Raw genomic sequence first — 26742 nt, 5'->3', positions numbered from 1 at the left:
CGGCTGTCGTTCCCTTCGCCGGCTGCAGGCCCCTGTAGTGCCGACCGCTGGTCGGCTGCCTTTGACCCTTCTTTTACGGTTGGCTTTTTCCAACCGACGACGCAGACCTTTCAGGGCGAGGGCGGTCAGACCCTGCCGGGACCGTTGGAGCGGCATGGATGCCGCTCACGAGCCCCCATGGATGGGTTTACGGCGCGTCCGGGCAGGGTCTGACCGCCCTCGCCCACACGGAACCGGGAATAGCCACCGCGCTTTCCTCAGTGATACCCCACATCCGCCCGCACCTTGCCGCGGAACACCCGGTACGACCACGCCGTATAGCCCAGGATCACCGGCAGCAGGATCACCAGCCCGACCAGGCTGAAGCTCAGCGACGAGGCCGGCGCAGCGGCCTGCCACAACGTCATGCTCGGCGGCAGCAGGTACGGCCACATGCCCAGCACCAGGCCGATGAAGCCGAGCACGAACAGGGCCAGCGTCAACAGGAACGGCGGCAGATCGCGCTTGGGGTGCATCGCGCTGCGCCACAGCGCGGTGGCCACGGCCAACGTCAGCAAGGGCACCGGCGAGAGCCACCAGAAGTTGCCATCGCTGAACCAGCGCGCCATCAAGCGCGAATCCAGGAACGGCAACCATGCGCTCACCAGGCCCATGAACACGATCACCGCCACCACCAGCGGGCGGGTCAAGGTGCGTGCGAAGGCCTGCTCGCGGCCCTCGGTCTTGAGGATCAACCAGGTACTGCCGAGCAGCGCGTAGCCGAATACCACGGCTGCGCCGGTCAACATCGAGAACGGGCTGAACCAGCTGAACGCGCCGCCCACATAACGGCCATCCACGACCTGCAGGCCCTGCACGAGTGCGCCGAGGATCACGCCCTGCGCGAAGGCGGCCAGCAGCGAACCCAGGCCGAAGGCCACGCTCCACAGCTTGCGCGAGCGGTGCGCCTTGAAGCGGAACTCGAAAGCCACGCCGCGGAACACCAGCGCGACCACCAGCAACAGGACCGGCAGGTACAGCGCCGACAGCAGCGCGGCGTAGGCCTTCGGGAAGGCGGCCATCAGCCCGGCCCCGCCCAGCACCAGCCAGGTTTCGTTGCCGTCCCAGATGGGGGCGGCGGTATTCATCATGATGTCGAGCTGCTCCTCATCCTCGGCCATCGGCGCGAGGATCCCGATGCCGAGCACGAAGCCATCCAGCACCACGTACATCAACACACCAAAGCCGATCACCGCGAACCATGCCACCGGCAGCCAGATCGTCATCTCCATCTCAGCGCTCCTCCAGCGGTTCATCGGCACCGGACAGCGGCCGCGCCGGGGTGTGGCTGCCGGCATCCAGCGCCGGGGCCGGGTCATGCGGCTTGGGACCGGTGCGGATGATCTTCACCAGGTACCAGACGCCCCAGCCGAACACGAACGCATAGCCGACGATGTACACGCCCAGCGAGAGCGCCGTCATCCACGCACTCTGCGGACCCACGGCGTCGGCCGTGCGCAGCACACCATAGACCACCCACGGTTGCCGGCCCATCTCGGTCACGAACCAGCCGGAAATCAGCGCGATGAAGCCGCTGGGCAGCATCCAGTTCCAGCCGCGGATCAACCAGCGCGACTGCAGCAGCTTGCCGCGCCACCACTGGAACGCCGAGACCCAGGCCAGCAGCAGCATCAGCGTGCCCAGCCCGACCATCACCCGGAACGCGAAGAACACCGGCACCACCGGCGGCCGGTCGCTGGCAGGCACCGAGGTGAGCGGATCGAAGGTGCCGTCCAGCGAATGGGTGAGGATCAGGCTGCCCAGGCGCGGGATCGCGATTTCATAGTCGTTGCGCTCGGCCTTTTCATTGGGCACCGCGAACACCACCAGCGGCACGCCCTTGCCCTCGCCTTCGGAATGCCAGTGCGCTTCCATCGCCGCGATCTTCATCGGCTGGTGCTTGAGGGTGTTCAGGCCATGCATGTCGCCGACGAAGATCTGTACCGGCACCGTCAGCGCGGCGAAGCCCACCGCCGCCAGCAGCATCTTGCGCCCAGCCTCACGGTGCACGTCCTTTCGCAGGTACCACGCGCCCACACCGCCAATCACGAAGCAGGTGGTGATGAACGAGCCCAGGGCCATGTGCGCCAAGCGGTACGGGAAGGACGGGTTGAAGACGATCTGCCACCAGTTCTGCGGGTGCACGATGCCATCGACCATCGCGTAACCGGCCGGCGTCTGCAGCCAGCTGTTGGAGGACAGGATCCAGAATGTGGAGACCAGTGTGCCCAGCGCCACCATGCAGGTGGAGAAGAAATGCAGGCGCGGCGAGACCTTGCCCCAGCCGAACATCATCACGCCCAGGAAGCTGGCTTCCAGGAAGAACGCGGTGAGCACTTCATAGGTCAGCAGCGGGCCGATCACCGTGCCGGCGACCTCGCTCAGCCGTGGCCAGTTGGTGCCGAACTGGAAGGCCATGACGATGCCGCTGACCACGCCCATGCCGAAGGAGACCGCGAAGATCTTCTGCCAGAAGAAATACAGTTCGCGCCAGACCGGATTGCCGGTGCGCAGCCAGCGCGATTCGACAAAGGCCAGCCAGCTGGCGGTACCGATCGTGAAGGCCGGGAACAGCACATGGAAACTGATGACGAACCCGAACTGGATCCGGGACAACAACAACGCGTCCAAGAGACGCCTCCGACTGGCTCTGAAATCCGCACCAGTCTGGGCCTGTATCCGTGAAAGGCACATGCGACCCGGTGACGCGCTGCTTCACTTTGTCGCAGGCGCGGCGGCACCGGCCAGCACGGTCACGCGCGTGATCGTCTTGAACATCGAATCGCTCCTTGAAAGGGATGTCTCCCGTGAACCCCGGGGTTCATGGCCACCGTAGAGCCGGTTCCGGGCTGTCGACGCGCTGCTGCCCTGCGGGGGCGGGGCAAGGCAGCGCAAGGCCTGCGCCGTCCGGGCGCAGGTCGGGATCGCCCTTCGCCGCGCGTGGAAGCATCACTGGCGGGACGACTTTGCCGATCCCGGCCATGGGCCGGTGCCATGACCTGTGGCCCCTTCCCGCGCCCCTTGCGGCTGCTACGCTTGCCGGGTTTTCCTCATTGGTGCCGCCCGCAATGCCCAGAACGCTGCCGTTGTCCCTGTTGCTGCTCGCCGCCCTCGGCGGTGCTGCCCATGCGGCGCCGACGCCGATCACCATCGAGCAGGCCATGGCCGACCCGGACTGGATCGGTCCGCCGGTCGAGAGCGCGTGGTGGTCCTGGAACAGCCAGCAGGTGGAGTACCAGCTCAAGCGCAACGGCAGCCCGGTGCGCGATACCTTCCGCCAGCCGGTCGCCGGCGGTGTGGCCGCACAGGTTGGCGATGACCAGCGCGGCACCCTGGATGTGGACAGCCCGGTCTACGACAGCGCGCGCCAGCGCTCGGCCTTCGTGCGCAATGGCGATGTGTTCGTGCGCGACCTGCGCAGCGGCGCGCTGAGCCAGCTGACCCGCAGCACCGAGAAGTCCGGCGCGGTCAATTTCGCCCGCGACGGCGGCGTGATCTGGCGCACCGGCCAGAACTGGTTCCATTGGACCGCCGCCGCCGGCGTGCAGCAGGTCGCCAGCCTGAAGGCCGAGAAGAATCCGGACGACGCGCCCAAGGCCGATACCCTGCGCGAGCAGCAGCTGCGCACCCTGGCCACGCTGCGCAACGACCGCGCCCAGCGCGAGGCACTCAAGGCGCAGGAAGCCAGCTGGCGTCGCGCCGATGACACCCGCGCGCCGGGCCCGGTGTATCTGGGCGCGGATGTGGAGATCGTCGACAGCGTGCTCTCACCCGATGCGCGCACCTTGATCGTGGTCACCAAGCCGAAGAGCTTCGATGAAGGCCGCGGCGGCAAGATGCCCAAGTACGTGACCGAATCGGGTTACGAAGAGTTCGAGGACACCCGCACCCGCGTGGGCCGCAACGACCCGGAACCGAACGCGCTGTGGCTGGTCGATGCCGTGGCCGGCACGGTCAGGCCGCTGTCGCTGGACGGCCTGCCGGGCATCGGCACCGACCCGCTGGCCGCGCTGCGCAAGGCCGCCGGCAAGGACGCCCTGAAGGGCAACCGCCCGGTGGAAGTACTCGGTGGCCCTGGCGCGCCCGGCATCCGCTGGAGCGCCGATGGCCAGCAGGCCGCGATCATGCTGCGCGCCAACGACAACAAGGACCGCTGGATCGCCAGCGTGACCCCGTCCAGCGCCAAGCTGGAGACGCGTCATCGCCTGACCGACAGCGCCTGGATCAACTGGAGCTTCAACGATTTCGGCTGGTCCAACGACAACCGTACGCTGTGGCTGCTGTCCGAAGAATCCGGCTATTCGCACCTGTACACCCAGCAGGGCACGGCCAAGCCGCAGGCACTGACCGGTGGCAAGTGGGAAACCTCGATGCCGGTGCCCAGCGCCGACGGCCGCGGCTTCTACTTCCTGTGCAACCAGCAATCGCCGGGCGATTACGAAGTGTGCGCGGTGGACACCGCCAGCAAGCAGGTGCGTGAGCTGACCGCGCTCAACGGCGTGGAAGACTTCTCGCTGTCCCCGGACGGCCAGCAGCTGCTGGTGCGTTACTCCGGCGCCTACCTGCCGACCCAGCTGGCCGTGGTGCCCGCCGCCGGTGGCCAGGCCAAGGTGCTGACCGACACCCGCACCGCCGAGTTCAAGGCGCGCGAGTGGATCCAGCCCAAGCTGGTGCAGGTGCCGTCCAAGCATGGCGCGGGCGTGGTCTGGGCCAAGTACTACGGCCCGGAGACCTTCGAGCCGGGCAAGCAGTACCCGATCGCCATGTTCGTGCACGGCGCCGGCTATCTGCAGAACGTACACCAGCAGTACCCGGCCTACTTCCGCGAGCAGATGTTCCACAACCTGCTGGTGCAGAAGGGCTACGTGGTGCTGGACATGGATTACCGCGGCAGCGCCGGCTACGGCCGTGACTGGCGCACGGCGATCTACCGCAACATGGGCCACCCGGAACTGGAAGATTACAAGGACGGCCTGGACTGGCTGGTCGCCACCAAGCAGGGCGACCGTGACCACGCCGGCATCTACGGCGGTTCCTACGGCGGCTTCATGACCTTCATGGCGCTGTTCCGCTCGCCGGGCACGTTCAAGGCCGGCGCCGCGCTGCGCCCGGTGGTCGACTGGCACCAGTACAACCACGGCTACACCGCCAACATCCTCAACACCCCGGACATCGACCCGGAGGCGTACCGCAAGTCGTCGCCGATCGAATACGCCGACGGCCTGCAGGATCACCTGCTGATCGCGCACGGGATGATGGACGACAACGTGTTCTTCCAGGACTCGGTCAACCTCACCCAGAAACTGATCGAGCTGCACAAGGACAACTGGACGATCGCGCCGTACCCGCTGGAACGCCACGGCTATGTGCGTGCCGATTCCTGGCTGGACCAGTACAAGCGCATCCTCAAGCTGTTCGAAGAGAACCTGAAGTAATCCAGCGATGACGTCGGTCCCCACTGACGTGCAGCACGCCGCGGCGACGATCGATATCGTCGCCGCGGTCGTTTTCGATGCCGGGGGCCGCGTGCTGGTGGTGCGCAAACAGGGCTCGGAGACCTTCATCCAACCCGGCGGCAAGCCCGAGCCCGGTGAAGCACCGTTGGTTGCCTTGGCGCGCGAGCTCAAGGAGGAACTCGGGGTCATGTTGGACCCGGCCACTGCCGTGCCGCTGGGCCGGTTCGAGGCCTGGGCGGTGCACGAAACCGGGCACCGCGTGCGGGCCAATGTTTACCTGGTGACGGTCACCGGTTCGCCGCGCGCGCAGGCGGAAATCGCCGAACTTGCGTGGGTGCCGCTGCGCCCGCCGCATGGCCTGCGCTTGGCACCGTTGAGCGCAGACCATATCCTGCCCGCGGCCGCGACCGCGGTGGCTGCGACCTAGACGTCGCGGCCTGCCCAACCAGGACACCGGATGTCAGCGTCGCTTCCCCCGCCATTGCCTTCCTGCACGCCACACCCCAGCGGGGAGGGTGCGCCTGGATTTCTCGCCCCCCTGCTCAAGTCCGTGCTGCTGGTCTGCCTGGTCACGGCCGCGCTGTGGGCGGTGCTGGCACTGATTGCGATACGCCTGTCGGGCTCGGAGGCGCTGCAGGCGCTGCTGACCGATGAAAACCTCCACTGGCTGCCCGGCTGGGTGCATTGGCTGCTCACCCACCCGGTGCTCGCCAACGTGCTGCTGTGCGTATCGAGCCTGGCGGGCGTCCTGGCGTGCTGGGGCATGCTGCGGCGCTGGCGCTGGGCGTGGGGATCGTTCGTGGCGCTGCTCGCCATCACGGCCGTGCTCAATGGGGTGGTGGTCTGGGGCGTCGACGATACCTTCCGCCACCTGCTGGCGCAGCTTCCGGCGGAGACCTATTCGCTGGAGATACTGCAGTTGCGCAGAGACCTGCGGGTGCTGCGCGTGATCTGGGGCGTACTGATGGGCCTGACCGCTGCAGCGTTCGCCGTGCTGCATGGCTGGCTGATCGTGCGCCTGTGCGCGCCCGATGTACGTGCACTGTTCCGCCGCTGAGATGTTTCCCGCAGCGCCACGGTGCGCTGCACGACCTGCAAGGATGATCGTGTGACTGTTTCCCTCCCCCTTCTGCGCCGCCACGGCTGGCGCACGACCCTGTTCACCCTGCTCACGGCGGTCAGCCTGCCGGCGGCCGCGGCCACGCAGACGATGGTGTGCGGCATGTTCGTGTCCGAGGACACCGGCACCACGCTGACCCTGCACAGCGCGAACGAGGGCGTGCGGCAGATTCCCGGGCGGGCACCGGAGCCGTACGTGCTCAGCCGCCTCGGCGACGAGCTGAAGCTGGCCGACCTGGACAACGGCGGCGTCGGCTCGCTGACCCTGGAAGACAGCGGTCGGCGGCTCAGCGATCGCTTCAATACGTACCGCCTGCAGAAGGCCGCCAGCTGTCGCCCCGCCGCGATGTTCCGGCCCGGATCGTGCCGGGCCGAGATCGGTACCTGCCTGAACGACACGCTCTTCGCCAGCAACGACCGCCTGCGGCAGTGGTGCCGTGAGGATGTGCCGGCCGCCTGCAAGCGTCTGCTGGCCAATTTCCAATCCGAGGCGCGCGAGGCCAGGACGCTGGCGGCGACCCAGGACGATGCTCCGGAGCTGCCTGAGCCGGAGGTCTGCAAACCCGCGTCCGCGGCGTACGACCAGGCCGCCTGTCTGGAGGCCGCGCGCGATGCCATGGGGCAAGCCTTGGCCAAGGCGCTGCTTGGCGGGCTCAGCGCAGCCAAGGCGTCACCGCTGCCGGCCGCGCAGCTCGATGAGGTCACGACCCTGTGCCGGGTACAGACCGGCGGCACGTTCTGCGCCAACGCTGCCGAGGCGTTGTGGGACGCCGGCCGCCTGATCCCGGCCCGCGATGCACTGCAGCGGGCGTGCACCGTGGGCAAGGACCCGCGCGCCTGTGAGCGTGCAGCGCCGCTGACCACGCTGGATGCCAGGGCACTGACCCCGGTGGCAGCCACCGCCCTGCCCTGCGGCAGCTATGTCGCCAGCCAGGGCCTGATGGACCATCTGCCGTTCGGCGATGGCGGCATGATCGACAGCGGCTTCGGCGGCAAGCTGCGCGCGCGGCTGGTCGATGGCGACATCCGTGTGCGCCATGACCAGGGCGATGACTTCGTGTTCAAGCGCCTGGCCAACGGCAACCTGATCGGCATGGACAGCTGGAACCGCTTCAGCTACTACGAGCGCACCGGCGAAGCCCAGCAGTGCAGTGCACCGGTGGTTTTCGTCGAAACCCCGCTGCCGCAGGATTGCCCGACGCTGGGCCGCGAGGGCGGTGCCCAGGCGTGCTGTGCGGCGGGCAAGCTGCAGGGCTGCAATGCCGCCGGTCATCAGCTGGCGCTGCGCAATCGCTGGGCCGAGGCGGCGCCGTTCTACAGGACGCTGTGCACCGCCGGCGTACGCGAAGGCTGCGAGAACCTGGCCACCGTCTACGAGCACACCGGTGACGAGCAGCTGCCCGCGCAGATGGCCTCGATCTGTGCCAAGGATGGCAAAGGCACCCACGTGGCCTGCGATGTGCACGCGACCCGCAACTGGGGGCTGATGCAGGTCAGCGCCGGGCTGGAACAGATCGCCGAGCGCATGGCGGCCGAGCCCGATGCCGAGGCAGACGGCAACGCACCGGCCGAGGCGCCCGCCCCGGCGAAGAACAGCAAGAGCAGCACCCGCAAAAGCGGCCACTGAGCGCCAGTGAGCACACGCAGGCCGTGCACCGGCCTGCGGTAAAGTAGCGCCCATGAACGACTTCGACCGCGTCCGCGCGTATCTGACCGACCTGCAGGACCGCATCTGTGCGGCGATTGAAACCGCCGACGGCCAGGCCCGCTTCACCGAAGATCTCTGGCAGCGCGCGGAGGGCGGCGGTGGCCGGACCCGCATCCTGCGCGATGGCGCGGTGTTCGAGCAGGCCGGGATCGGGTTCTCCGATGTGGCCGGCACGCGCCTGCCGCCGTCGGCCTCGGCGAACCGTCCGGAGCTGGCCGGGGCTTCCTGGCGCGCGACCGGTGTCTCGCTGGTGTTCCATCCGGCCAATCCCTACCTCCCGACCACCCATGCCAACGTGCGCTACTTCCGCGCCGAGCGCGATGGCGTGGCGGTGGCCTCGTGGTTCGGGGGTGGCTTCGACCTCACCCCGTTCTATCCGATCGACGACGACGTGCGGCACTGGCATCAGGTGGCGCACGATCTGTGCGCGCCCTTCGGCGAAGAGCGCTATGCGGCGCACAAGCGCTGGTGCGATGAGTATTTCTTCCTGCGCCACCGCAATGAGACGCGTGGCGTGGGCGGGTTGTTCTTCGACGACCTGCATGGCGATTTCGAGCGTGATTTCGCCTATCTGCGTGCGGTCGGCGATGGTTTCCTGGATGCCTATCTGCCGCTGGTCGAGCGCCGCAAGGACACGCCGTACGGCGAGCGCGAACGCGAGTTCCAGCTGTACCGGCGCGGCCGCTATGTCGAGTTCAACCTGGTCTACGACCGCGGCACCCTGTTCGGGCTGCAGAGCGGTGGGCGCAGCGAAAGCATCCTGATGAGCCTGCCCCCGCGCGTGCGCTGGGAGTATGGCTTCCAGCCGGAGGCCGGCAGCGATGAGGCGCGTTTGGCGGATTACCTGGTGCCGCGCGACTGGCTATAACGGGGACCGGCTATAACGGGGACGGAGGTAGTTAAGGGCTATAACGGGGAGGCTATAACGGGGACGGAGGTAGTTAAGCGCACGCGCTTAACTACCTCCGTCCCCGTTATTTCTGTCCCCGTTATTTCTCGCGCTTAACTACCTCCGTCCCCGTTATTTCTTCGGCACGATCGTGATGTGCCCGTTGATCTCCAGCACCGCCAGGGCGACATCGTCGATGGACAGGCAGCCCTGCTGACGCATCGCTGCGTCCAGATCGGCCGGGGTGACCAGCTCACGCTTGAGCACGGAATCGAGCACCTTGCCATCGCGGGCGATCAGGATCGGCTCGCCTTCGACCAGGGTTTCCACGCGCCGGCTGCGCGTGCTGAGCCAACCCACGCCGTAGTTGATCGAGATCAGCGTCGCCGCGAGCAGCAGGCCGCCGCCCAGGGACGTGTCCTGGCCCAGCAGTGCGTTCTGCACCGCGTTGCCCAGCAGCACGATCAGCAACACGTCGAACGGGGTGATCTGGCCCAGCGCACGCTTGCCGGAGAGCCGGACCATCCCCAGTACCACCGCGTACACCACCACCGCGCGCAGGATGAATTCCCACCACGGCATGGCCAATGCAAACAGGTCGCTCATTGCCTCTCCCCGAACTGGTCCGGCCAGCATGGGCCGGCACCCGGCGCGAGGCAATGGCCTGACGGCGTGGATGGCCGTTTTCCGGCGCCACAAATAAAAAGCCCCGCCAACCAGGGGGAGGTTAGCGGGGCCGGGGAACGGGCGCTTGGGGAGGAGCCCCCGTTCCGAGATCTGCTCCAGGGGATGGGAGAGATCCACAACAGGCATTGCGCCTGTCGAGGTCTATAAAAGCACTCCGAACATTGATAGTTCGTGAAGGGGCCCAATTAATCCGGACCTCTTCCCAGAAACATTCATCCAACAGTCAGATTATCGTGGCGCACTGAACCAATTCAGCCTTTTGACTGTGATTCAGGCCTCAATGTGCCTCATCCCAGTTGTCGCCCACGCCCGCATCCACCACCAGCGGCACACGCAGTTCGGCGGCCGAGGACATCAGTTCCACGACTTTCAAACGCAAGGTATCGAGGAAACTACTTTCGGTTTCAAAGACGAGTTCATCGTGCACCTGCAGAATCATCTTGGCCTGGTCGCTGTGATCCTCCAGCCAGCTGTCCACCTTCACCATGGCGCGCTTGATGATGTCCGCCGCGGTGCCCTGCATCGGGGCGTTGATCGCGGCCCGTTCAGCACCGGCCCGCAGGCCCTGGTTGCGGGCGTTGATGTCGTTCAGGTACAGGCGGCGGCCGAACAGGGTTTCCACATAGCCCTGTTCGCGGGCCTGCTGGCGCATCCGCTCCATGAAATCGCGCACGCCCGGGTAGCGGCTGAAGTACAGCGCCACGTAATCCTGGGCCTGGCCGCGGTCGATGCCCAGGTTGCGGGCCAGCCCGAACGCGCTCATGCCGTACATCAGGCCGAAGTTGATCGCCTTGGCGGCCCGGCGCTCGTTGGAGGTCACCTCCTCCAGGGGGCGGCTGAAGACTTCCGCCGCCGTCGCCCGGTGCACGTCCACGCCCTGCTCGAAGGCCCGCACCAGGCCGGGGTCCTCGGAGAGGTGGGCCATGATCCGCAGCTCGATCTGCGAGTAGTCGCAGGCCAGGATCTTGCGGCCCGGCGGGGCCACGAAGGCGCGGCGGATGCGACGGCCATCCTCGGTGCGGATCGGGATGTTCTGCAGGTTCGGGTCCGAGGAGGACAGCCGGCCGGTGGCGGCGCCGGACTGGTGGTAGCTGGTGTGTACCCGCCCGGTGTCCTGGTTGATCATCTCCGGCAGCTTGTCGGTGTAGGTGCTGCGCAGCTTGGCCAGCCCGCGGTACTCCAGGATCACCCGCGGCAGCTCGTGCTGCTCGGCGATCGCCTCCAGTGCCTCTTCGTTGGTGCTGGGCTGGCCCTTGGGGGTCTTCACCAGCGCCGGCAGCTGCAGCTCGTCGAACAGCACGGCCTGCAGCTGCTTGGGCGAATCCAGGTTGAAGGTGCGCCCGGCCAGCTCGGTGGCTTTCTGCTGGGCGGCCAGCATGCGTGAGCCCAGGTCCTGGCTCTGCCGGCGCAGTTCGGCCATGTCGATGTGCACGCCATTGGCTTCGATGCGGGTCAACACCGGCACCAGCGGCATCTCGATGTCGCGGTAGACGCTGTCCAGCGAGGGCGTGGCCCGCAGCTGTGGCTGCAGCGCGTGGTGCAGGCGCAGGGTCACGTCGGCATCTTCGGCGGCGTAGCGGCAGGCTTCGTCCAGGCCCACCTGCGAGAACGAAATCTGCTTGGCGCCCTTGCCGGCCACCTCCTCGAACTTGATGGTGGTGTAGCCCAGATAGCGCATCGCCAGCGAGTCCATGTCATGGCGCGTGGCGGTGGAATTGAGCACGAAGCTCTCCAGCATGGTGTCGTCGTGGTACCCCTGCACGTTCACGCCGTGGCGGCGCAGCACGTGCAGGTCGTACTTGCCGTGCTGGCCAAGCTTCTTCTTGGAGGGGTCTTCCAGCGCCGGGCGCAACGCCGCCAGTACCTGCTCACGCGGCAGCTGGGCCGGCGCGCCGGGGTAATCGTGACCGACCGGGATATAGGCGGCCCGGCCCGGCTCGACCGCCAGGCTGATGCCGACCAGGTTGGCGCGCATGGCGTCCAGCGCGTCGGTCTCGGTATCGAAGGAGATCAGCTCGGCATCGGCCAGGCGCTGCACCCAGGCGTCGAGCTGCTCGCTGGTGAGCACCATCTCGTACTCGCCGGGGGCGGAGAGCGCCGGGTCGACCGGCACCACCGCCTCATCCGGCGTAGCACGCGCGTAGCCGGCCGCGGTGCCACGCAGGCTGACCGGGGCATCGCTGGCAGCGGCCGGGGCCGGCACGGGGCCGCCCAGCTCCTTGAGCGCCTGGGTGAAGCCGTAACGCAGGTACAGCTCGCCCAGCGACGGCACGTCCGGCTCGCGCAGCGGCAGGGTCTGCGCCGTTACCTCCAGCGGCACATCGGTACGGATCGTGACCAGCTCGCGGTTGAGCGGCAGGCGCTCCAGCGCCGCGCGCAGGTTCTCGCCGATCTTGCCCTTCATGGTCGGGGCCGCGGCGATCACGCCATCCAGGTGCTGGTATTCGGCCAACCACTTGGCGGCGGTCTTGGGGCCGCACTTTTCCACGCCGGGCACGTTGTCCACAGCGTCGCCCATCAGTGCCAGCAGGTCGACGATCTGGTCGGCGCGCACGCCGAACTTCTCCATCACCGCCGCGTCCGAATCCATGCGGCTGCCGGTCATGGTGTTGACCAGCTCGATACCCGGGCGGACCAGCTGGGCGAAGTCCTTGTCGCCGGTGGAAATGGTCACCTGCAGGCCATCGCGGTGACCCTGCAGGGCCAGCGTGCCGATCACATCATCGGCTTCCACGCCGGGGATGCGCAGGATGCTCAGGCCCAGCGCCTCGACGATGCGGCACATCGGCTCGATCTGCGGGCGCAGGTCGTCGGGCATCGGCGGGCGGTTGGCCTTGTAGTCGGCATACAGGTCGTCACGGAAGGTCTTGCCGGGCGCATCGACCACGAAGGCGACGTACTCGGGGCGCTCCTTCAGGGTGGCGCGCAGCATGTTGACCACACCGAACAGCGCGCCGGTGGGTTCACCGTGTGCGTTGGTCAGCGGCGGAAGCGCGTGGAACGCGCGATACAGGTAACTGGACCCGTCAATCAGGACTAATCGGCTCATATGACGATTCTACGCGCCCGGCCCTGACCGTCGTCGGCACCGGCCTCACGATCCATCGGGCATAATCAGGCCCTCTTCGCCCAAGGACTCCCGGCCCATGAAGATTCTGTTGCTCGCAGGCGTGCTCGCGCTGGCTGGCTGTGCCACCGGTGGTGGCGGCAGGCCCCCGGTCGATGTCACTGGCGCCGATGTGGTCAAGACGGTGCAGGACAACGGCGACACCATCGAGGAATACCGGGTCGGCGGCCAGTTGCGGATGGTCAAGGTGACCCCGTCGCGCGGTGCCCCGTTCTACATGTACGACCAGAACGGCGATGGCCGCATGGACAGCGACAAGGACGGCGTCTCGCCGGTGTACTGGAAGCTCTACAGCTGGTGATCCCGGGCGTCGACCGCACTGCTGCCCCGTGACCGCACGGGGCCGGCAAGGCGCTGCCCCCCGTCCCCGCTTGCCCACGCTCGATGACGACACCCGAACGCCGCCACGATCCGAATCCGGCTGAACTGCGCGCCGGCCTCACTGCAGAGCAGCGCCAGGCAGTGGAGACGCTGGAGCATTTCGGCTGGCAGCTGCGCTTCGTGCGCCGCCCGCTGTTCCGCGACCCGATCCCGGTGCTGTTCGACCGCAGCGGCGAGCGTTATGTGGTGCTGCAGCCCGACGGCACGCTGGATGAATCGCAGACGTTGAAACTGCGCGATTGAGGGGCATTGCCGGCCAGCGGCCGGCACTACCGCTTTCCCGTTATCGGATGACCAGCACCGGTACCGTGCTGCGTGCCAGCACTTCGGCCGTCTGGCTGCCGAGCAGCACGCGGGTGACGCCACGGCGGCCATGCGAGGTCATCACGATCAGGTCGCTGCCGCGTTCGGTGGCGGTATCGATGATGCCGTCCGCGGCGTAGCGGTCCAACACGTGCACGGTCGCCGTACGCAGGCCCTGCGCTTGCGCAGCAGCCTTGGCCGGCTGCAGCACCTTCTGCGCGGTCTCTTCGCGGTCGGCTTTGTACTCGGGCGTGTTCATGTAGCCCACGCTCCAGCCCATCGCGTCGTACATGCCGACCGCCCACGGCTCGGAGACGGTCACGATATCGACCTCGGCATCAAGGTCCTTGGCCAGCTCCAGGCCCTTGGCCAAGCCTTTCTCGGCCAGCTCCGAACCATCGGTGGCAATCAGGATGCGCTTGTACATGGCAGAGCTCCTTGGGGTGGGCAATGGGAACATCACCATTGCACACCCGGTGTGGACGCAATGCCTTGAGCTGGATCAATCGCCGTGGGCGCGTGCACGCACCACGCGCGCCGGGTTGCCGACGACGGTCGCGCCAGCCGGCACATCGCGGGTGACCACACTGCCCGCGCCCACCACCGCATCATCGCCGATGGTGACCCCGGGCAACACGATCGCGCCGCCCCCGATCCAGACATTGCGCCCGATCCGGACCGGCTTGGCCGACTCCAGGCCTTCAGCCCGCGCCTGCGGATCACGCGGATGGTCGGCGGCATAGAGCTGCACTGCCGGACCGATCTGGGTGCCATCGCCGATGCTGACCTCGGCCACGTCCAGGATCACGCAGTTGTAGTTGAGGAACACGCCCTGCCCCAGGCGGATGTTGTAGCCGTAGTCGCAATGGAATGGCGGCCGGATCACCGCGCCCTCGCCCACCGCACCGAGCTGCTCGCGCAACAGCGCGCGGCGCACGGCCGGGCTTTCGGCCAGCGCGGCGTTGTAACGGACCATCCAGACCTTGGCGGCGGCCATGTCGGCCTGCAACTCGGGATCCCCGGGGCGGTATGGCAGCCCGGACAGCATCTTTTCCTTTTCAATCGGACTCATATGGCCTCCATCAGACAGAGGCCGATGATGCCGGTTGCGTGTTCGACTGTCAGCGCGTGCGGCGACGCGTGCCCAGCAGCGCGACTACCGCGAAGACGATGCCGCTCAGCCAGAACCACAGTGTTGCCTGGCCGATGCACACCCCACTGGGCTGCGGCTGGCAGCGCAGGCGCAGCAGATCGAAGTCGACACCGTCGGCCAGGCAGGTCTGCGCGTGCTGGAACAGGGCCAGCACCGGCTCGGCCCAGCCTGCCGACCATGTCAGCAGAACCAGTGCAGCAAGCAGATACGGAATTCCCTTGTTCACGAGTGCGCTCCCAGCGGACAGGGGCAGACTCTGGGCGCAGGCCCGGGGTGCGACAAGCGCCACGCGACGAACTGTGTGAAATCCGGGATGAGCCGGGGGCGATCGGGGATGAAGCGAGGCGCCCTGGCCCACCACAACGCGGATAGCGCAGGCATGCGCTGGCTGGGATGCCCGTGCTGCAGCGCAGGACGGAGACGGACACCGTGCCGGCCCTTCGATGGCGGCCGCAGCTGGCACACCGGGCTGGGCCATGATGCTGCGGTGTACGCCAATCCGGATGTGCGGGCGCAGCTGCGCCGTGGCCTGCGCTATGCAGCAGGCCACGCGCCGGACTGCTGATCAGGCGGTACGCACCACACGCGCGCCCTGGCACAGCGGGTAGCTCGCCAGCAGATCGGCGATGCGCGCGTGCAGGGTGTCGAACGAGGCGCCATACAGATACAGCGCCGTCTCGGTCGGGCCCTGCCACCAGCTGCAGATCTCGCCGTGGCCGTCGATGCGCTCGACGATCTGTTCGAACACATAGTTCGAATCACACTGTTCGTAGACCTCATCGGGCAGGTCGGTGCCGTTGAGATACAACGCCAGGCCTTCCGTGACGCCGAACGGCTGATCGGGAGCGCCGCCGCGCTGGATCAGCGAACCATTCGGCGCACCCAGCTGCTCCAGCAGTTCGATCACGCCAGGCAGCGAGGCCGGATCGTTCAACGCGACCTCGATATCGCCGTAGTCCACTTCGCCGTCTTCGGTCAGCGCGGTGCCACCGCCGGTGATCTCGCCCAGCTCGGCACTGCCCAGCAGCGCATCCAGCGGATCTTCGAACAGCTCATGGCGATGCTCGGGCTGGAGCTTGGCGTTCAACTTGACGGTGAGGTGCAGCGGCGAATCGGTCATGGCGGGGGCCTGCTCGAAGAGGATGGCGCCATTGTAGTGCCGGCCGCGGGCCAGCTCCCGACAAGGAATGCCGCCCATTGTAGTGCCGGCCGCTGGCCGGCTCCCGACAAGGTATGCCGCCCATTGTAGTGCCGGCCGCTGGCCGGCTCGCGACAACGCCGCGGCAAAGAGCAGCCGGCCAGCGGCCGGCACTACTGGATGACGAGCGCTGCTCAGAGCACCGTCAAATTGGCATACGCCATCACCAGCCACTTGCTGCCGGCCTCGATGAATTCGACCTGCACGCGGGCGTGCTGGCCGCTGCCTTCGTAGTCGGTGACCATGCCTTCGCCGAACTTGGGATGGTTGACCATCGCACCGAGCTTGAGTGGCGGTGCTTCCAGCGCGGCGTGGCCCATCACCCGGTTGGCGCCCAGCGAGGTGCCGCGCGAGACCTGCACCTTGGGGCGCACTTCGTTCACCAGCTCACGCGGGATCTCGCGCAGGAAGCGCGAGGGCACGTTGTAGTTGTCCTGGCCATGGATGCGACGTGATTCGGCATAGCAGAGCACCAGCTTCTGGCGCGCGCGGGTGATGCCCACGTACGCCAGACGACGTTCTTCTTCCAGCCGGCCGCTTTCTTCCAGCGAGCGCGCGCTCGGGAACAGCCCGTCTTCCATGCCCGCCAGGAACACCAGTGGGAACTCCAGGCCCTTGGCAGCATGCAGCGTCATCAACTGCACGCCCTCTTCGCCGGCCTGGGCTTGGCCTTCGCCGGCTTCCAGCGAGGCGTAGGCGAGGAAGGCGACCAGCTCGCTCATGTCCTGGGTTTCTTCGACATCGTCTTCGCGACGCACGAAGCGCGAGGCCACCGACACCAGTTCGTCCAGGTTGTCGGCGCGCGATTCCGAATCCAGCGCGTTGCGGCTTTCCTTGGACCAGTGCTCGCGCAGGCCCGAGCGCATCAGCACGTGGTCGATGCGTTCGGCCAGGGTCATCGTGTCGGCTTCGGCCTGGAGCTGGTTGACCAGCACCAGGAAGCCGGCCAGTGCGTTGCGTGCACGTGCAGCGAGCGTATTACCCTGGGTGGTCAGCATGGTGGCCTCCCACAGCGAGATCGCGTGGGTACGGGCCAAGCGGCGCACTTCATCCAGGGTGCGGTCGCCGATACCACGCGTCGGCGTGTTGACCGCACGCTCGAAGGCGGCGTCATCGTTGCGGTTGGTCATCAACCGCAGGTACGCCAGCGCATCCTTGATTTCGGCACGTTCGAAGAAGCGCATGCCGCCGTACACGCGGTACGGCACCTGCTCGGAGAGCAGCGCTTCTTCGAAGGCACGCGACTGTGCATTGCTGCGGTAGAGCACGGCGACGTCGCCGTAGCTGCCGCCATCGCGCACCCACTGCCGCGCGCGCTCGACCACGTAACGCGCCTCGTCCATTTCGTTGTAGGCCGCGTACAGATCGATCGGATCGCCATCGCCGCTGTCGGTCCACAACTCCTTGCCGATACGGTCCGGGTTGTGCGCGATCACCGCATTGGCCGCACCGAGGATGTTGGCGGTGGAACGGTAGTTCTGCTCCAGGCGGACGGTCTGCGCACCCGGGAAATCCTTCAGGAAGCGCTGGACGTTCTCGACCTTGGCGCCGCGCCAGCCGTAGATGGCCTGGTCGTCGTCGCCGACCACGAACACGTGGCCGGTATCGCCGGCCAGCACGCGCACGAAGGCGTACTGGATGGCGTTGGTGTCCTGGAACTCGTCCACCAGGATTTCGCGGAAGCGCGAGCGGTAGTGCGCCAGCAGCGCCGGGTTGTCGCGCAGCAGTTCATGCGCGCGCAGCAGCAGCTCGGCGAAATCGACCAGACCGGCGCGGTCGCAGCGCTCCTGATAGGCGATATACGCCTGGCGCATGGTTTCCAGCCACGCGTCATGCGGCTCGGGCTGGATATGCTGCGGGCGACGGCCCTCGTCCTTCTGCTCGTTGATCCACCAGGCGATCTGCTTCGGCGGGAACTTGCCGTCATCGATCTCCAGCTGCTGGACCACGCGCTTGACCAGCCGCAGCTGGTCGTCCGAATCCATCACCTGGAAGCTGTCGGGCAGCTTGGCGTCCTGGAAATGCAGGCGCAGCAGGCGATGGGCCAGGCCGTGGAAGGTGCCGATCCAGGCACCGCGGCTGCCCTGCGACAGCTGCAGGTCGATGCGGTGACGCATCTCGCCGGCGGCCTTGTTGGTGAAGGTCACCGCAAAAATGCCATGGGTCGGCACGCCGCAGACTTCATTGAGCCAGGCGATGCGGTGGATAAGCACGCGGGTCTTGCCGGAACCGGCACCGGCAAGCACCAGATGGTGGCCGGGCGGGGCGGACACAGCTTCGCGCTGGGCGGGGTTCAACCCGTCGAGCAAGTGGGAAACATCCATGTCCCCATTTTACCCTCGGGCGGGGCGCTCCGGGCCGTTACCCGGCACCCGGATCGAACGGGTTCAGCCGCGCGCGGCCTGTTCGGCCTGCACGCGCAGTTCCGGGATCGCCAGGCTCTCCCACAGGGTGCCGATGCGCAGGCTGCCGACCACCCGGATCGCAGGCTGCGGCTGGCCATGGCCATCGATCAGGGCACCGTCGTCCACGGTGGTCTCCAGCCCAAGGCCATGCGGGCCCGGGCGGGCGTGCCCGTCCGCCAGCAGCTGCTGGATCAGCGGATTGCGCATGGACAGCGCGCGGGTCTCCACCCCGGTGGCGTTGATCACCGCGCCCACGGTCAGGGGCGGCAGGCCACCGTCCGGGCTGCGGCCGTGCAGCTGCAACCCACGTTCCTGCACCAGCAGCGTATCCAGCCGGGCCCGGTGGCGCTGCAGCTGGCCGCTGCGCTCCAGTTCGGCGACCTGGGCATGCACCGATCCGGCGATGCGATGGCGGTGCACGTCCCAATAGCGCACCACGTGACGCAGGAAACGGCGCTGGTCGGCCTCGCCCAGGCTCAGCCACAACGCTTGGCCCATCGGCCGGATGCGGTCCATCACGCTCTGCCAGGGGATGCCCTGTGCCACGGCGGCATCGGCCAGCGCGCGCAGCTCCCGCACGCGCTGGCGCAGCGACATCGTCAGCAGCGGCTGCGGATCGAAGGTGACCGCCGCGCCGTGGGCGTGTGGCAACGGCAGCAGCGCATGGCGCGACAGCACGTAGATGCGCCCGCGGTGACCGGCGGCGGCCAGGGCGACCACACTGTCGGCCATGCTCAGGCCCGAGCCGACGATGGCCAGGTCGTCGTCGCCGGCCAGCACACGCACGCCGTCGTAGTCCCAGGCCTCCACCGCCTGCGCGGGCGGCAGTGCGTCGGCACCGGGTACCGGCAGCGGACGCATGCTGTTGCCACAGGCCAACACCACGCGCTGCGCGCGCCACGTCACGTCATCGTCGAGCCGCAGCTGTACGCCGTGGCCGGTCGGCTCCAGCGCGAACACCGGCTGCTCGACCACCTCCAGCGCCGCCACGCTGCGCTCGCACGCCTGTTCCAGGCGCTCACGCAGGTAGGCGGCGAAATGGCGGCGCGGCACGAACTGGTCCGCCAGCACCTCGCGCGGCACCTCGGCAATCGCCTGGCTGTCGATCAGGTAATCCAGGAAATCCGCAGGCTGATCGGGCAGCCCGCTCATCTTGCCGGCCGGCACGTTGAGCAGGTGCTCAGGCCAAGGCGTGGCGTAGGCGATGCCTTCGGCCAGCGCCGAAGCCGGCTCGAACAGCACGATGCGTGACGGTCGCGCAGCATGGCGCAGGGCCTGCAGCGCGACGAGGACGCCGGCAGCGCCGCCGCCGACGATGGCCAGATCACACTGGCGGTGGGTATCGGACGCAGTCATGCATCGATTGTAGGCGATGCGTGTGGACCGGCCGTCCACGTGCGTCACAGCGGGCTACATCAACGCATCGGCCAGCCGTGCGATGCCTTCGCGGCTGCGCTTCCACGCCGGCCGCTGGCGCCACGTCGCCAGATCGAGCGGACGGGACTGTTCCAGATAGTCCGCTTCGATCTGCGCCAGCTGGCGCACCATGCCGGCGTCGTAACAGAGCATGCCGATCTCGGCATTGAGCGCGAACGAGCGGATATCCAGGTTGATCGAGCCGACCAGGGCGATGTCTTCATCGACGGTCAGGTGCTTGGCATGCAGGAAGTGAGGCTCGTACAGCGCGATGCGCACGCCGCTGCGCAGCAGCTCATCGTAGTAGGCCTCCTGCGCCCAGGAGGTCAACCGCTGGTTGGTACTGGCCGAGAGGATCAGCTGCACCTGCACGCCGGACAGCGCCGCGATGCGCAGCGCACTCAGGGTCGCCTCATCCGGCACGAAGTACGGCGTGACCAGCACGATGCGCCGGCGCGCCAGATGGATCAGCGCGTTCACCGCATCGCGCGCGTTGCTGAAGGGGTACGCCGGGCCACTGGGCAGCAGTTGGGTCGGCACATCGGCCGAGCACACCGGCACCGCGGTGAGCACATCCAGGCGCTGCCCGGTTTCCATGTACCAGTCGCTGGCGAACACCGCTTCCAGGTGCGCCACCACCGGCCCGCGCACGCGCGCGACCAGCTCCTTGTTCGGGAACCCGGCGACAAACTGCGCGCGCGCCAGGTTCTGTGAGCCGATGTAGCCGACGCGGTTGTCGATCACCGCGATCTTGCGGTGGTTGCGCAGGTCCATGCGGCCACTGCGGCGCCAGCGCAGCCCACCGGGCAGCATCGCGCGCACATCTACGCCGAGGGCCTGGAGACGGTGGCGGTAGTGGCGCAGCCCACGCTTGGCCCCCACTGCATCCAGCAGCACGCGGCAGTGCACCCCGCGTGCGGCGGCCCGCTGCAGCGCCTGCACGATGGCCTCGCCGACGGCATCGTCGAACATCAGGTAGTACAGCAGGTGCACACGCTCGCGTGCCTGGTCGATGTCTTCGATCAGGGCCTGCAGCGAGGCGTCGTAATCATTGAGCAGATCCACCGCGTTGCCGTGGATGGGCATGAAATCGCCTTGGCGCTCGATCAGCGGCACGATTTCGGCGGTGGCCGTCTCCGGTGGGGGCGTCCAGCGCAGCGGCGGCTGCAGGGCCTGCTCCTCGCGGATCACCTGGGAGGCCTCGGCCTGGCGCTGCACGCGCTGGCGCGACAGCCACGGGTGGCCGAACAGCAGATACAGCGGCAACCCGAGCAGCGGCACGAAGCCGACCAGCAGCAACCAGCTGCGCGCGGCACCGGGCGTGGTGCGGCTGGGAATCCACAACAGCGCGGCCAGCCGGATCAGCCAATCCAGCATCAACAACCACGAACCCAGCAGCCACTCGAACAGCATCGCGTCGCCCGTCGGGAGGGGAACCGCATTCTGCCATGGGCGGCTGTGCCGCCGGGGTGACCGGTGCAGCCGCTGCGGCCCGGCACCGTGCGTCGCCGGGGCAACAAAAAACCCGCCACGAGGGCGGGTTTTTCGTCGGGAAGCTCAAGAACCCTTGCGGATTACTTGATCTTGCCTTCCTTGTACAGGACGTGCTTGCGCACGACCGGATCGTACTTCAGGAATTCCATCTTCCCGGGGGTGTTCTTCTTGTTCTTGTCCGTCGTGTAGAAGTGGCCAGTGTTGGCCGTCGAAATCAGACGGATCTTATCGCGCTTGCCTGCCATGATCGTTTACTCCTCAGACCTTTTCGCCGCGCGAACGCAGCTCAGCCAGAACGGAGTCGATACCGTTCTTGTCGATGGTGCGCAGGGCATGCGCGGAAACACGAAGCTTGACCCAGCGGTTTTCGCTGGCAACCCAGAAGCGGCGCTCGTGCAGGTTGGGCAGGAAACGACGACGGGTCTTGTTGTTGGCGTGCGAGACGTTGTTACCCGTCTGCACTCGCTTGCCGGAAACTTGGCATACGCGGGACATTGCGCACCTCGATAAAAGTAGTTGTCAGCCCATAGCCCGGGCGACGGCGGCCTCGGCGGTTTCCCGCCACACGTCATGAGAATCAAAGGGTTACGCTGTCGAGGGCGGGCCGGATGACGTGTTCCCGGCCGCCGATCCAAAGGTTTTTGGACACAGCGAGCCGCGCATTATGCCCGCTTGGCCCTGATGGCGCAACCGAGGCCGGCAGGGCCTGCCGGCCCGGTCGCTCATGCCAGAACGGCGCGGCGCGGCCGCCCGGCGGCCGGGGTGCTGGCCGCGATCGGCTCGCCCGAGGCCGGCACCGCCCGTTCACGGCCCCAGGCGCGGATGTTCTCGATCTGCTCCGGTGCGGTCCGCGACAACGGCACCACGTTCTGGAAACTGCGCCGGAACAGCGCATCGGTGACCACGGCATCGCCCTTCAGGTAGGCCTCTTTCACCACCTCACGCACCGCCGATTCCAGGTCCGAGCCGGCAAAGCCCTCGGACAGTTCGACCAGCTCGTCGAGCAGCGCCGGCGCCAGTTCGCGCTGCTGCAGGCCCCGGCGGGCGTAGATGCCGATGATGTCGCGGCGTTCCGGCGCGGTCGGCAGGTCGACGAAGAAGAGCTCGTCGAACCGGCCCCGGCGCAGCAGCTCCGGGGGCAGCTTGGACACATCGTTGGCGGTTGCCACCACGAACACGCGGGTACGGGCTTCCTGCAGCCAGTACAGGAACTGGCCGACCAGACGGGTCGAGGTGCCGCCGTCGCCGCCCCCGGTGGCACCGGCCAGGCCCTTTTCGATCTCGTCGATCCACAGCACGCAGGGCGCCACGTGATCCGCCGTGGCAAGCGCTTCCTTGAGGCGGCCTTCGCTCTGGCCCAGGTACTGGCCGTGGATGGTGGACAGGTCCAGGCGGTACAGCGGCAACTGCCAGTCCTGGGCAATGGCCTTGGCCGACAGCGATTTGCCGCAGCCCGGTACGCCGACCAGCAGCACGCCTCGCGGCGGACGGATGCCGCGCTCGCGCAGATCAGCGGTCAGCAACGGCCGTTCGCGTGCCAGCCAGCTCTTGAGGCCACCCAGGCCACCCACACTCAGATCGCCCCCGCGCACCGGCACGCGCTCGATGCCGGAAATGTCGGCGAAGATGCGGTCCTTGGCGTGCATCAACTCGACCAGATCATTCTTGTCGATACGCCCGTTGACCAGCAGCGTGGCGATGATGTTCTCCGCCTCCAACCGCGAGATGCCGGCCAGGATGGCCGCCGCCTGGCGGATGTCGGCGTCGTCCCACTCGATCTGGAACTGGCTGCGGTACGGATCGATCTGTTCGTGGATGATCGCCGCCATCTCGTCTTCGGTGGGCGGCGACAGCACCAGCGACATCCCCAGGCGCTGCAGCTGGCCGAACACCGGTTTGCTGGTGACCACGACCAGCGAGCCGCCGTGGTCGGCCGCCAGCATCGCCACATCGATCAGTTGCCGCGCCGAGGGCGTGTCGTCCTCCAGGTCGGACACTTCAGTCAACACGAAACTGAGGTTCTGCCGCTGCGCCATCTGCTGGCTGGCGAAGTCGACCGCGCCGATGACCGAGCGGTCTTCGTTGACGATCCGCCCTGTCGCCAGCTCGCGCGTTCCCTGCGAGAGCGTGTGTACATAGAACGGCGCACTCAGCGCACCGGCGACGTCACGCAGGATATCCAGCACCCGCGCGCGTTCGGTGCTGCGGATGGAGATGAAGGGCACGCGCGCTTTCAGGTAGCGGGTCAGCGTGGCATGGAACTCGCGGGTATCGCTCATGGATTCAGATCATCAAGGTTCGCCGGCGGCCCGCTACAGCGGGGCCATCGGCAGGTGAAGCAGACGGGAGTGGCGGCGGCGCGGCAGCATCCAGCGCGGCCGGCCGGTAGTGGCACAGGCTGTTGTAGCGCACCGCGCGCAGGGTGCGGTCGCAGCGCAGCGTGCGTGCGTTGGCTTCCAGGTCGGCCTGCATCCTGGCGGTGATGCGGACCAGTTCATCGCGCAGGAACGCGCGCAGCGATTCAGGCAGCGTCGCCAGCGAGGCCAGCTGATGCAGCACGCTGAAATGCCGACGCGCGTCCAGCAGCGCGCGCACCAGGGTCACTTCATCGGCCCGAGCCCCCAGATCGCGCTGCAGACGAGCGCTGCAGTGCTTCAGCCGCAGGTCGAGCAGCGTGGTCACCCGGTCGGTGAACAACTGCGCCACGCCGGGCGTCCAGTCCAGCCGCCCGGCTGCCATGGCCGCGAGCGCCTCGGCTTCGCGACCCCCTTCGCTGAACGCATCCAGGACCTGGCTCCATTCGGCATAGGTCCGCGGAACCGGCAGTGTCATCCGTGCGAGGCGCGTTTGCGGCGTACGAAACCGGTCTTCGGCAGCAGGTCCCAGCCAGGCAGGGCGCCGGCGAGCGCATCCGGGGCCGCAATATTGACCAGCGGCGCGGCGGAAACAACCGGGGTAGCCGCCGCGACATCGTTCAGCGGCGGCGGGAGGGCGTCCTGGGCCGGCAACGGCGGCGGCACGGCGGAAGCATCGAGCAGGGAACGGGTCATGGTCGGGCCTCAGGCGGTGGCGGCAAGAATGCGGCGGGTAGTGTCATGACCGCCAAGGGTGAACTGCTCGGGCGTGATCGACTCCAGCAACGCGGTCAACTCGGCAGACTGGGCATCGCGCGCGGCAAGATCACGCCGCACTTCCACGACTTCGGCCATGCAGGCCTTGAGCGCGTTCTGCAGTTGCTCACGCTGGCGCGCGAAGTCGGCACGGACCGTTTCACGGGTCTTTTCCAGATTCTTGTAGGCCATGCCGACCCAGAGCAGCATCAGCGCGGCGATCACCATGCCGATGACGTTGCCAATGGTCATCACCAGCAGCAGGACACCCAGCACCAGGACAGCCCAGTGCTGGAAGCGCAGCTTCACGCCGGCCAGCGCCTGGGCCAGCCCGTTGTCAACGTGCGCATTGAGCGAGGTTTCCAATTCAACCTCGTTGCTGCCATCGCGGGTGCTGCCCTGCCAGGCATCCAGCGTGACCTCCACCTCGGTCGGGATCGCCTGGCGGATGCTGGCGGTGAGATCGTGGTGCGCTTCCAGAATCCAGCTGCGCGACTGGGCGGTGGCAAAGCGCTGGGTGGCGCGCGAAGCCTGCGAGGTTTCCGGGTGCATCGCGGCGTTGGTGAGCAACTGGGTGAAGCTGATGCGGTGCTCCAGTGCCGGGTCCTGCAGCTGGAAGCGACGGTCGGCCGCGGGGCGGTCACCGTTCTCATCGATGATCAGCTTGCACAGGGCTTCATCGCGCCGCAGCGGCAGCTCTTCGGCATCGAAGTGCGAGACCAGCTTGGTCAGCAGCGCATCCACATCCGCCGCCAGCCCGGCCGTGGCACGTACATCGCCGCTGAACACACTCTGGAAATGCCGGGTGACGGCCGCGTGGGTCGCCGTGGCATTGAGCGAGTCCTGCAGGGCCGGCCAGGTCGGGCTGAAGCGCTGCAGGTGCGGGTAGCGGGCGCTGTCGTCGCCATTGGGGGTCTTGGAGCGCAGCGCGTCGATCCACTGGCTGCGCTGGGCCTCCACGAAGCCGGCCCGCTGGGCCAGTTCTTCGATCCATTCATTGGTGCGGGCCACACAGATGCGGGCGGTCTCCACGCCGAACACACCGCCGGCGATCGCGTCGATCAGCACCACGGTCTGGCGGTCCAGTTCCACCGGGTTCTGCATGCCCAGATAACGGTCCATCCACTGCTGGGCGGCCGACAGGCGACCCGCGCGGCGGCTGACGAGAGAGAACAGCAGGCTGGTTTTCTCGTCATCGCGACGGATGGCCTCGGCCAGCGCACGCTGCGCCAGATCCTGCTGGTCATTGAGCCACGCGGCCAGCGCCACCAGTGCCGGGGCCAGCCAGTAGCCGGGCGCCGCCAGCATGAGGTTCTCACTGGCGGCACGGATGGTGTCCTGCCGGACCAGGCTGATGTCGGCCGCCTGCAGGATGCCGGTGGTCTGGCGGCGGACCTCGGCGTAGTGGCCGAACCGGTTTTCCAGCTCCTGGCGGATCTTCACCTGCCGGGTTTCGGCCAGCGACAGTTCCTTGGCTTTCAGGTCCGCCGCGACGAAATCCATGAACGCCTTTTCCAGGCGCGCCAGTTCGCTGCGGGTGGCACCCACATCGCTCTGGATCGCGTGGGCCTGGGTATGCAAAGCGTCCAGATCCTGCCCCAGCGAGCGCAGGCTGCTGTTGATGGCGGACAGGTCCGCCATATGGATGATGCGTTGTGTGCTCATGTCGTTCCTTCGATGACGGCGGTCTGGCCGGAGTCGCTGACGGTGACCATCCGGTTCGCGTACACCTCGATGAAGGCGTAGGACGGATGCAGGGCCAGCGCGCGTGCCCGTTCGAGCGTTAGCGGCAGGGTGTGGCCGATCTTGAAGTGCTCGATGATCTGCCCGGTCATGTCCAGTGTATGGACCTCATAGGGATGACCCAGCATGCAACGGCTGACGATGCCGAGCAGGCGATCCTCCAGGGCGATCTCGCCGAGCTCCGCGGCGACCAGCTGCTTCAGCGCCGCCAATGCGTCGCGATCGTGCACGTGACCGCCGACATCGACCCTGGTCATGGCCTGCACGTACGCGGGCGATCGCTTCTGCCGGAGGCGGCTGTCGAGCGAGGCCGCACCCAGCGTGGTGGTGCGTGCCTGAGAGCGCGTGGCGACAGACAGGCCCGCGGTAGCGGCCTCCTTGCCAAACAACAGATTGCGAGCCATTCCCTGCTTCCTGCGACACCGCGAGCGCGGTCGTTCCGAGGCGGAAAGTAGCAGAGATGCCGTGCCGTTCCAATGCGATGCGCGCGTGAACGATGCGGTCGTCACCGGTG

At 67.4% G+C, this 26742-nt stretch carries 25 protein-coding genes; 7 read left to right on the top strand and 18 right to left on the bottom strand.

What is annotated here, in order from left to right:
* Positions 1–257: 257 nt before the first annotated feature.
* Together cydB and ACW6W5_RS00360 are read right to left on the bottom strand one after the other, a co-directional pair.
* A complete protein-coding gene (cydB, locus tag ACW6W5_RS00365; protein WP_152152103.1) occupies positions 258–1271 on the bottom strand; it encodes a cytochrome d ubiquinol oxidase subunit II in 1014 nt (337 codons plus the stop codon).
* Between the two features lies 1 nt (position 1272).
* Positions 1273–2670: a cytochrome ubiquinol oxidase subunit I gene (locus tag ACW6W5_RS00360; protein WP_152152101.1), complete on the bottom strand. Its 1398-nt coding sequence runs from the start codon at positions 2668–2670 to the stop codon at positions 1273–1275.
* A gap of 437 nt (positions 2671–3107) precedes the next feature.
* Here ACW6W5_RS00360 and ACW6W5_RS00355 point away from each other — a divergent pair, with 437 nt between their 5' ends.
* The 5 genes from ACW6W5_RS00355 to hemF are packed head-to-tail and all read left to right on the top strand — an operon-like array spanning position 3108 to position 9190.
* Positions 3108–5474, top strand: a complete 2367-nt coding sequence (locus ACW6W5_RS00355) for a S9 family peptidase (RefSeq protein ID WP_193222773.1) — start codon at positions 3108–3110, stop codon at positions 5472–5474.
* Positions 5475–5502: 28 nt separating this feature from the next.
* A complete protein-coding gene (locus tag ACW6W5_RS00350; RefSeq protein ID WP_152152183.1) occupies positions 5503–5922 on the top strand; it encodes an NUDIX hydrolase in 420 nt (139 codons plus the stop codon).
* Positions 5923–5952: 30 nt separating this feature from the next.
* Positions 5953–6552, top strand: coding sequence for a hypothetical protein (locus tag ACW6W5_RS00345; protein ID WP_458233613.1), 600 nt, complete (start codon positions 5953–5955; stop codon positions 6550–6552).
* Positions 6553–6603: 51 nt separating this feature from the next.
* Entirely contained in the window at positions 6604–8241 is a 1638-nt protein-coding gene (locus tag ACW6W5_RS00340; protein ID WP_152152097.1) for a hypothetical protein, read from the top strand.
* Between the two features lie 52 nt (positions 8242–8293).
* The gene (gene hemF / locus ACW6W5_RS00335) at positions 8294–9190 is read left to right on the top strand and encodes an oxygen-dependent coproporphyrinogen oxidase (protein WP_121040905.1); all 897 of its coding nucleotides are present in this window, start codon (positions 8294–8296) and stop codon (positions 9188–9190) included.
* Positions 9191–9343: 153 nt separating this feature from the next.
* Here hemF and ACW6W5_RS00330 read toward each other — a convergent pair whose 3' ends face one another.
* Both ACW6W5_RS00330 and polA read right to left on the bottom strand, forming a co-directional pair.
* The gene (locus ACW6W5_RS00330) at positions 9344–9817 is read right to left on the bottom strand and encodes a DUF421 domain-containing protein (RefSeq protein WP_152152095.1); all 474 of its coding nucleotides are present in this window, start codon (positions 9815–9817) and stop codon (positions 9344–9346) included.
* A gap of 358 nt (positions 9818–10175) precedes the next feature.
* Complete coding sequence (gene polA, locus ACW6W5_RS00325) at positions 10176–12947, bottom strand: DNA polymerase I (protein WP_152152092.1); 2772 nt, start codon at positions 12945–12947, stop codon at positions 10176–10178.
* A 97-nt stretch (positions 12948–13044) separates the two neighbouring features.
* Between polA and ACW6W5_RS00320 the strand changes: the two genes are divergently transcribed.
* Positions 13045–13326, top strand: a complete 282-nt coding sequence (locus ACW6W5_RS00320) for a DUF2782 domain-containing protein (RefSeq protein ID WP_070470027.1) — start codon at positions 13045–13047, stop codon at positions 13324–13326.
* A gap of 83 nt (positions 13327–13409) precedes the next feature.
* Positions 13410–13649 (top strand): hypothetical protein, encoded by a 240-nt coding sequence (locus ACW6W5_RS00315; protein ID WP_121040913.1) that lies wholly within the window; start codon positions 13410–13412, stop codon positions 13647–13649.
* 40 nt (positions 13650–13689) lie between these two features.
* On the opposite strand, the gene ACW6W5_RS00310 is transcribed toward ACW6W5_RS00315, so the two are convergent.
* From ACW6W5_RS00310 to ACW6W5_RS00245, 14 genes are all read right to left on the bottom strand, one after another.
* The gene (locus tag ACW6W5_RS00310) at positions 13690–14136 is read right to left on the bottom strand and encodes a universal stress protein (protein ID WP_152152090.1); all 447 of its coding nucleotides are present in this window, start codon (positions 14134–14136) and stop codon (positions 13690–13692) included.
* A 75-nt stretch (positions 14137–14211) separates the two neighbouring features.
* Positions 14212–14781 (bottom strand): sugar O-acetyltransferase, encoded by a 570-nt coding sequence (locus ACW6W5_RS00305; RefSeq protein WP_152152088.1) that lies wholly within the window; start codon positions 14779–14781, stop codon positions 14212–14214.
* A 49-nt stretch (positions 14782–14830) separates the two neighbouring features.
* Positions 14831–15088 carry a hypothetical protein gene (locus ACW6W5_RS00300; RefSeq protein WP_152152086.1) on the bottom strand — a complete coding sequence of 86 codons (258 nt, stop codon included), beginning with the start codon at positions 15086–15088 and terminating at the stop codon, positions 14831–14833.
* A 339-nt stretch (positions 15089–15427) separates the two neighbouring features.
* Positions 15428–15982, bottom strand: coding sequence for a hypothetical protein (locus ACW6W5_RS00295; RefSeq protein ID WP_152152084.1), 555 nt, complete (start codon positions 15980–15982; stop codon positions 15428–15430).
* A 212-nt stretch (positions 15983–16194) separates the two neighbouring features.
* On the bottom strand, positions 16195–18384 hold the full coding sequence (gene uvrD, locus ACW6W5_RS00290; RefSeq protein WP_152152082.1) for a DNA helicase II: 2190 nt from the start codon (positions 18382–18384) through the stop codon (positions 16195–16197).
* A gap of 63 nt (positions 18385–18447) precedes the next feature.
* Positions 18448–19839: an FAD/NAD(P)-binding protein gene (locus tag ACW6W5_RS00285; RefSeq protein WP_152152182.1), complete on the bottom strand. Its 1392-nt coding sequence runs from the start codon at positions 19837–19839 to the stop codon at positions 18448–18450.
* Positions 19840–19875: 36 nt separating this feature from the next.
* Positions 19876–21294, bottom strand: a complete 1419-nt coding sequence (cls, locus tag ACW6W5_RS00280; RefSeq protein ID WP_121040927.1) for a cardiolipin synthase — start codon at positions 21292–21294, stop codon at positions 19876–19878.
* A gap of 161 nt (positions 21295–21455) precedes the next feature.
* Positions 21456–21623 carry a 50S ribosomal protein L33 gene (gene rpmG / locus ACW6W5_RS00275; protein WP_172407465.1) on the bottom strand — a complete coding sequence of 56 codons (168 nt, stop codon included), beginning with the start codon at positions 21621–21623 and terminating at the stop codon, positions 21456–21458.
* Positions 21624–21633: 10 nt separating this feature from the next.
* The gene (rpmB, locus tag ACW6W5_RS00270; protein ID WP_019185625.1) at positions 21634–21870 is read right to left on the bottom strand and encodes a 50S ribosomal protein L28; all 237 of its coding nucleotides are present in this window, start codon (positions 21868–21870) and stop codon (positions 21634–21636) included.
* Between the two features lie 227 nt (positions 21871–22097).
* Positions 22098–23654: an AAA family ATPase gene (locus tag ACW6W5_RS00265; protein ID WP_121040929.1), complete on the bottom strand. Its 1557-nt coding sequence runs from the start codon at positions 23652–23654 to the stop codon at positions 22098–22100.
* Between the two features lie 4 nt (positions 23655–23658).
* The gene (locus tag ACW6W5_RS00260) at positions 23659–24207 is read right to left on the bottom strand and encodes a hypothetical protein (protein ID WP_152152080.1); all 549 of its coding nucleotides are present in this window, start codon (positions 24205–24207) and stop codon (positions 23659–23661) included.
* A complete protein-coding gene (locus tag ACW6W5_RS00255) occupies positions 24204–24425 on the bottom strand; it encodes a hypothetical protein (protein WP_152152078.1) in 222 nt (73 codons plus the stop codon). The genes ACW6W5_RS00260 and ACW6W5_RS00255 overlap by 4 nt, the downstream gene beginning before the upstream one ends.
* 9 nt (positions 24426–24434) lie before the next feature.
* A complete protein-coding gene (locus ACW6W5_RS00250) occupies positions 24435–26150 on the bottom strand; it encodes a hypothetical protein (RefSeq protein WP_152152076.1) in 1716 nt (571 codons plus the stop codon).
* Entirely contained in the window at positions 26147–26632 is a 486-nt protein-coding gene (locus tag ACW6W5_RS00245) for a hypothetical protein (protein ID WP_121040937.1), read from the bottom strand. The genes ACW6W5_RS00250 and ACW6W5_RS00245 overlap by 4 nt, the downstream gene beginning before the upstream one ends.
* Positions 26633–26742 lie beyond the last annotated feature (110 nt).

It is taken from the genome of Stenotrophomonas sp. IS26, assembly GCF_054188265.1.
This window is presented reverse-complemented; position numbering and strand designations above follow the sequence as displayed.

What these genes read in the sequence shown, in the direction of transcription:
- cydB (WP_152152103.1), bottom strand. Translation starts at nt 1,271, where the DNA reads ATGGAGATGACGATCTGGCTGCCGGTGGCATGGTTCGCGGTGATCGGC.
- ACW6W5_RS00355 (WP_193222773.1), top strand. Translation starts at nt 3,108, where the DNA reads ATGCCCAGAACGCTGCCGTTGTCCCTGTTGCTGCTCGCCGCCCTCGGC.
- ACW6W5_RS00345 (WP_458233613.1), top strand. Translation starts at nt 5,953, where the DNA reads ATGTCAGCGTCGCTTCCCCCGCCATTGCCTTCCTGCACGCCACACCCC.
- hemF (WP_121040905.1), top strand. Translation starts at nt 8,294, where the DNA reads ATGAACGACTTCGACCGCGTCCGCGCGTATCTGACCGACCTGCAGGAC.
- ACW6W5_RS00330 (WP_152152095.1), bottom strand. Translation starts at nt 9,817, where the DNA reads ATGAGCGACCTGTTTGCATTGGCCATGCCGTGGTGGGAATTCATCCTG.
- polA (WP_152152092.1), bottom strand. Translation starts at nt 12,947, where the DNA reads ATGAGCCGATTAGTCCTGATTGACGGGTCCAGTTACCTGTATCGCGCG.
- ACW6W5_RS00320 (WP_070470027.1), top strand. Translation starts at nt 13,045, where the DNA reads ATGAAGATTCTGTTGCTCGCAGGCGTGCTCGCGCTGGCTGGCTGTGCC.
- ACW6W5_RS00315 (WP_121040913.1), top strand. Translation starts at nt 13,410, where the DNA reads ATGACGACACCCGAACGCCGCCACGATCCGAATCCGGCTGAACTGCGC.
- ACW6W5_RS00310 (WP_152152090.1), bottom strand. Translation starts at nt 14,136, where the DNA reads ATGTACAAGCGCATCCTGATTGCCACCGATGGTTCGGAGCTGGCCGAG.
- ACW6W5_RS00305 (WP_152152088.1), bottom strand. Translation starts at nt 14,781, where the DNA reads ATGAGTCCGATTGAAAAGGAAAAGATGCTGTCCGGGCTGCCATACCGC.
- ACW6W5_RS00295 (WP_152152084.1), bottom strand. Translation starts at nt 15,982, where the DNA reads ATGACCGATTCGCCGCTGCACCTCACCGTCAAGTTGAACGCCAAGCTC.
- uvrD (WP_152152082.1), bottom strand. Translation starts at nt 18,384, where the DNA reads ATGGATGTTTCCCACTTGCTCGACGGGTTGAACCCCGCCCAGCGCGAA.
- cls (WP_121040927.1), bottom strand. Translation starts at nt 21,294, where the DNA reads ATGCTGTTCGAGTGGCTGCTGGGTTCGTGGTTGTTGATGCTGGATTGG.
- rpmB (WP_019185625.1), bottom strand. Translation starts at nt 21,870, where the DNA reads ATGTCCCGCGTATGCCAAGTTTCCGGCAAGCGAGTGCAGACGGGTAAC.
- ACW6W5_RS00265 (WP_121040929.1), bottom strand. Translation starts at nt 23,654, where the DNA reads ATGAGCGATACCCGCGAGTTCCATGCCACGCTGACCCGCTACCTGAAA.
- ACW6W5_RS00260 (WP_152152080.1), bottom strand. Translation starts at nt 24,207, where the DNA reads ATGACACTGCCGGTTCCGCGGACCTATGCCGAATGGAGCCAGGTCCTG.
- ACW6W5_RS00255 (WP_152152078.1), bottom strand. Translation starts at nt 24,425, where the DNA reads ATGACCCGTTCCCTGCTCGATGCTTCCGCCGTGCCGCCGCCGTTGCCG.
- ACW6W5_RS00250 (WP_152152076.1), bottom strand. Translation starts at nt 26,150, where the DNA reads ATGAGCACACAACGCATCATCCATATGGCGGACCTGTCCGCCATCAAC.
- ACW6W5_RS00245 (WP_121040937.1), bottom strand. Translation starts at nt 26,632, where the DNA reads ATGGCTCGCAATCTGTTGTTTGGCAAGGAGGCCGCTACCGCGGGCCTG.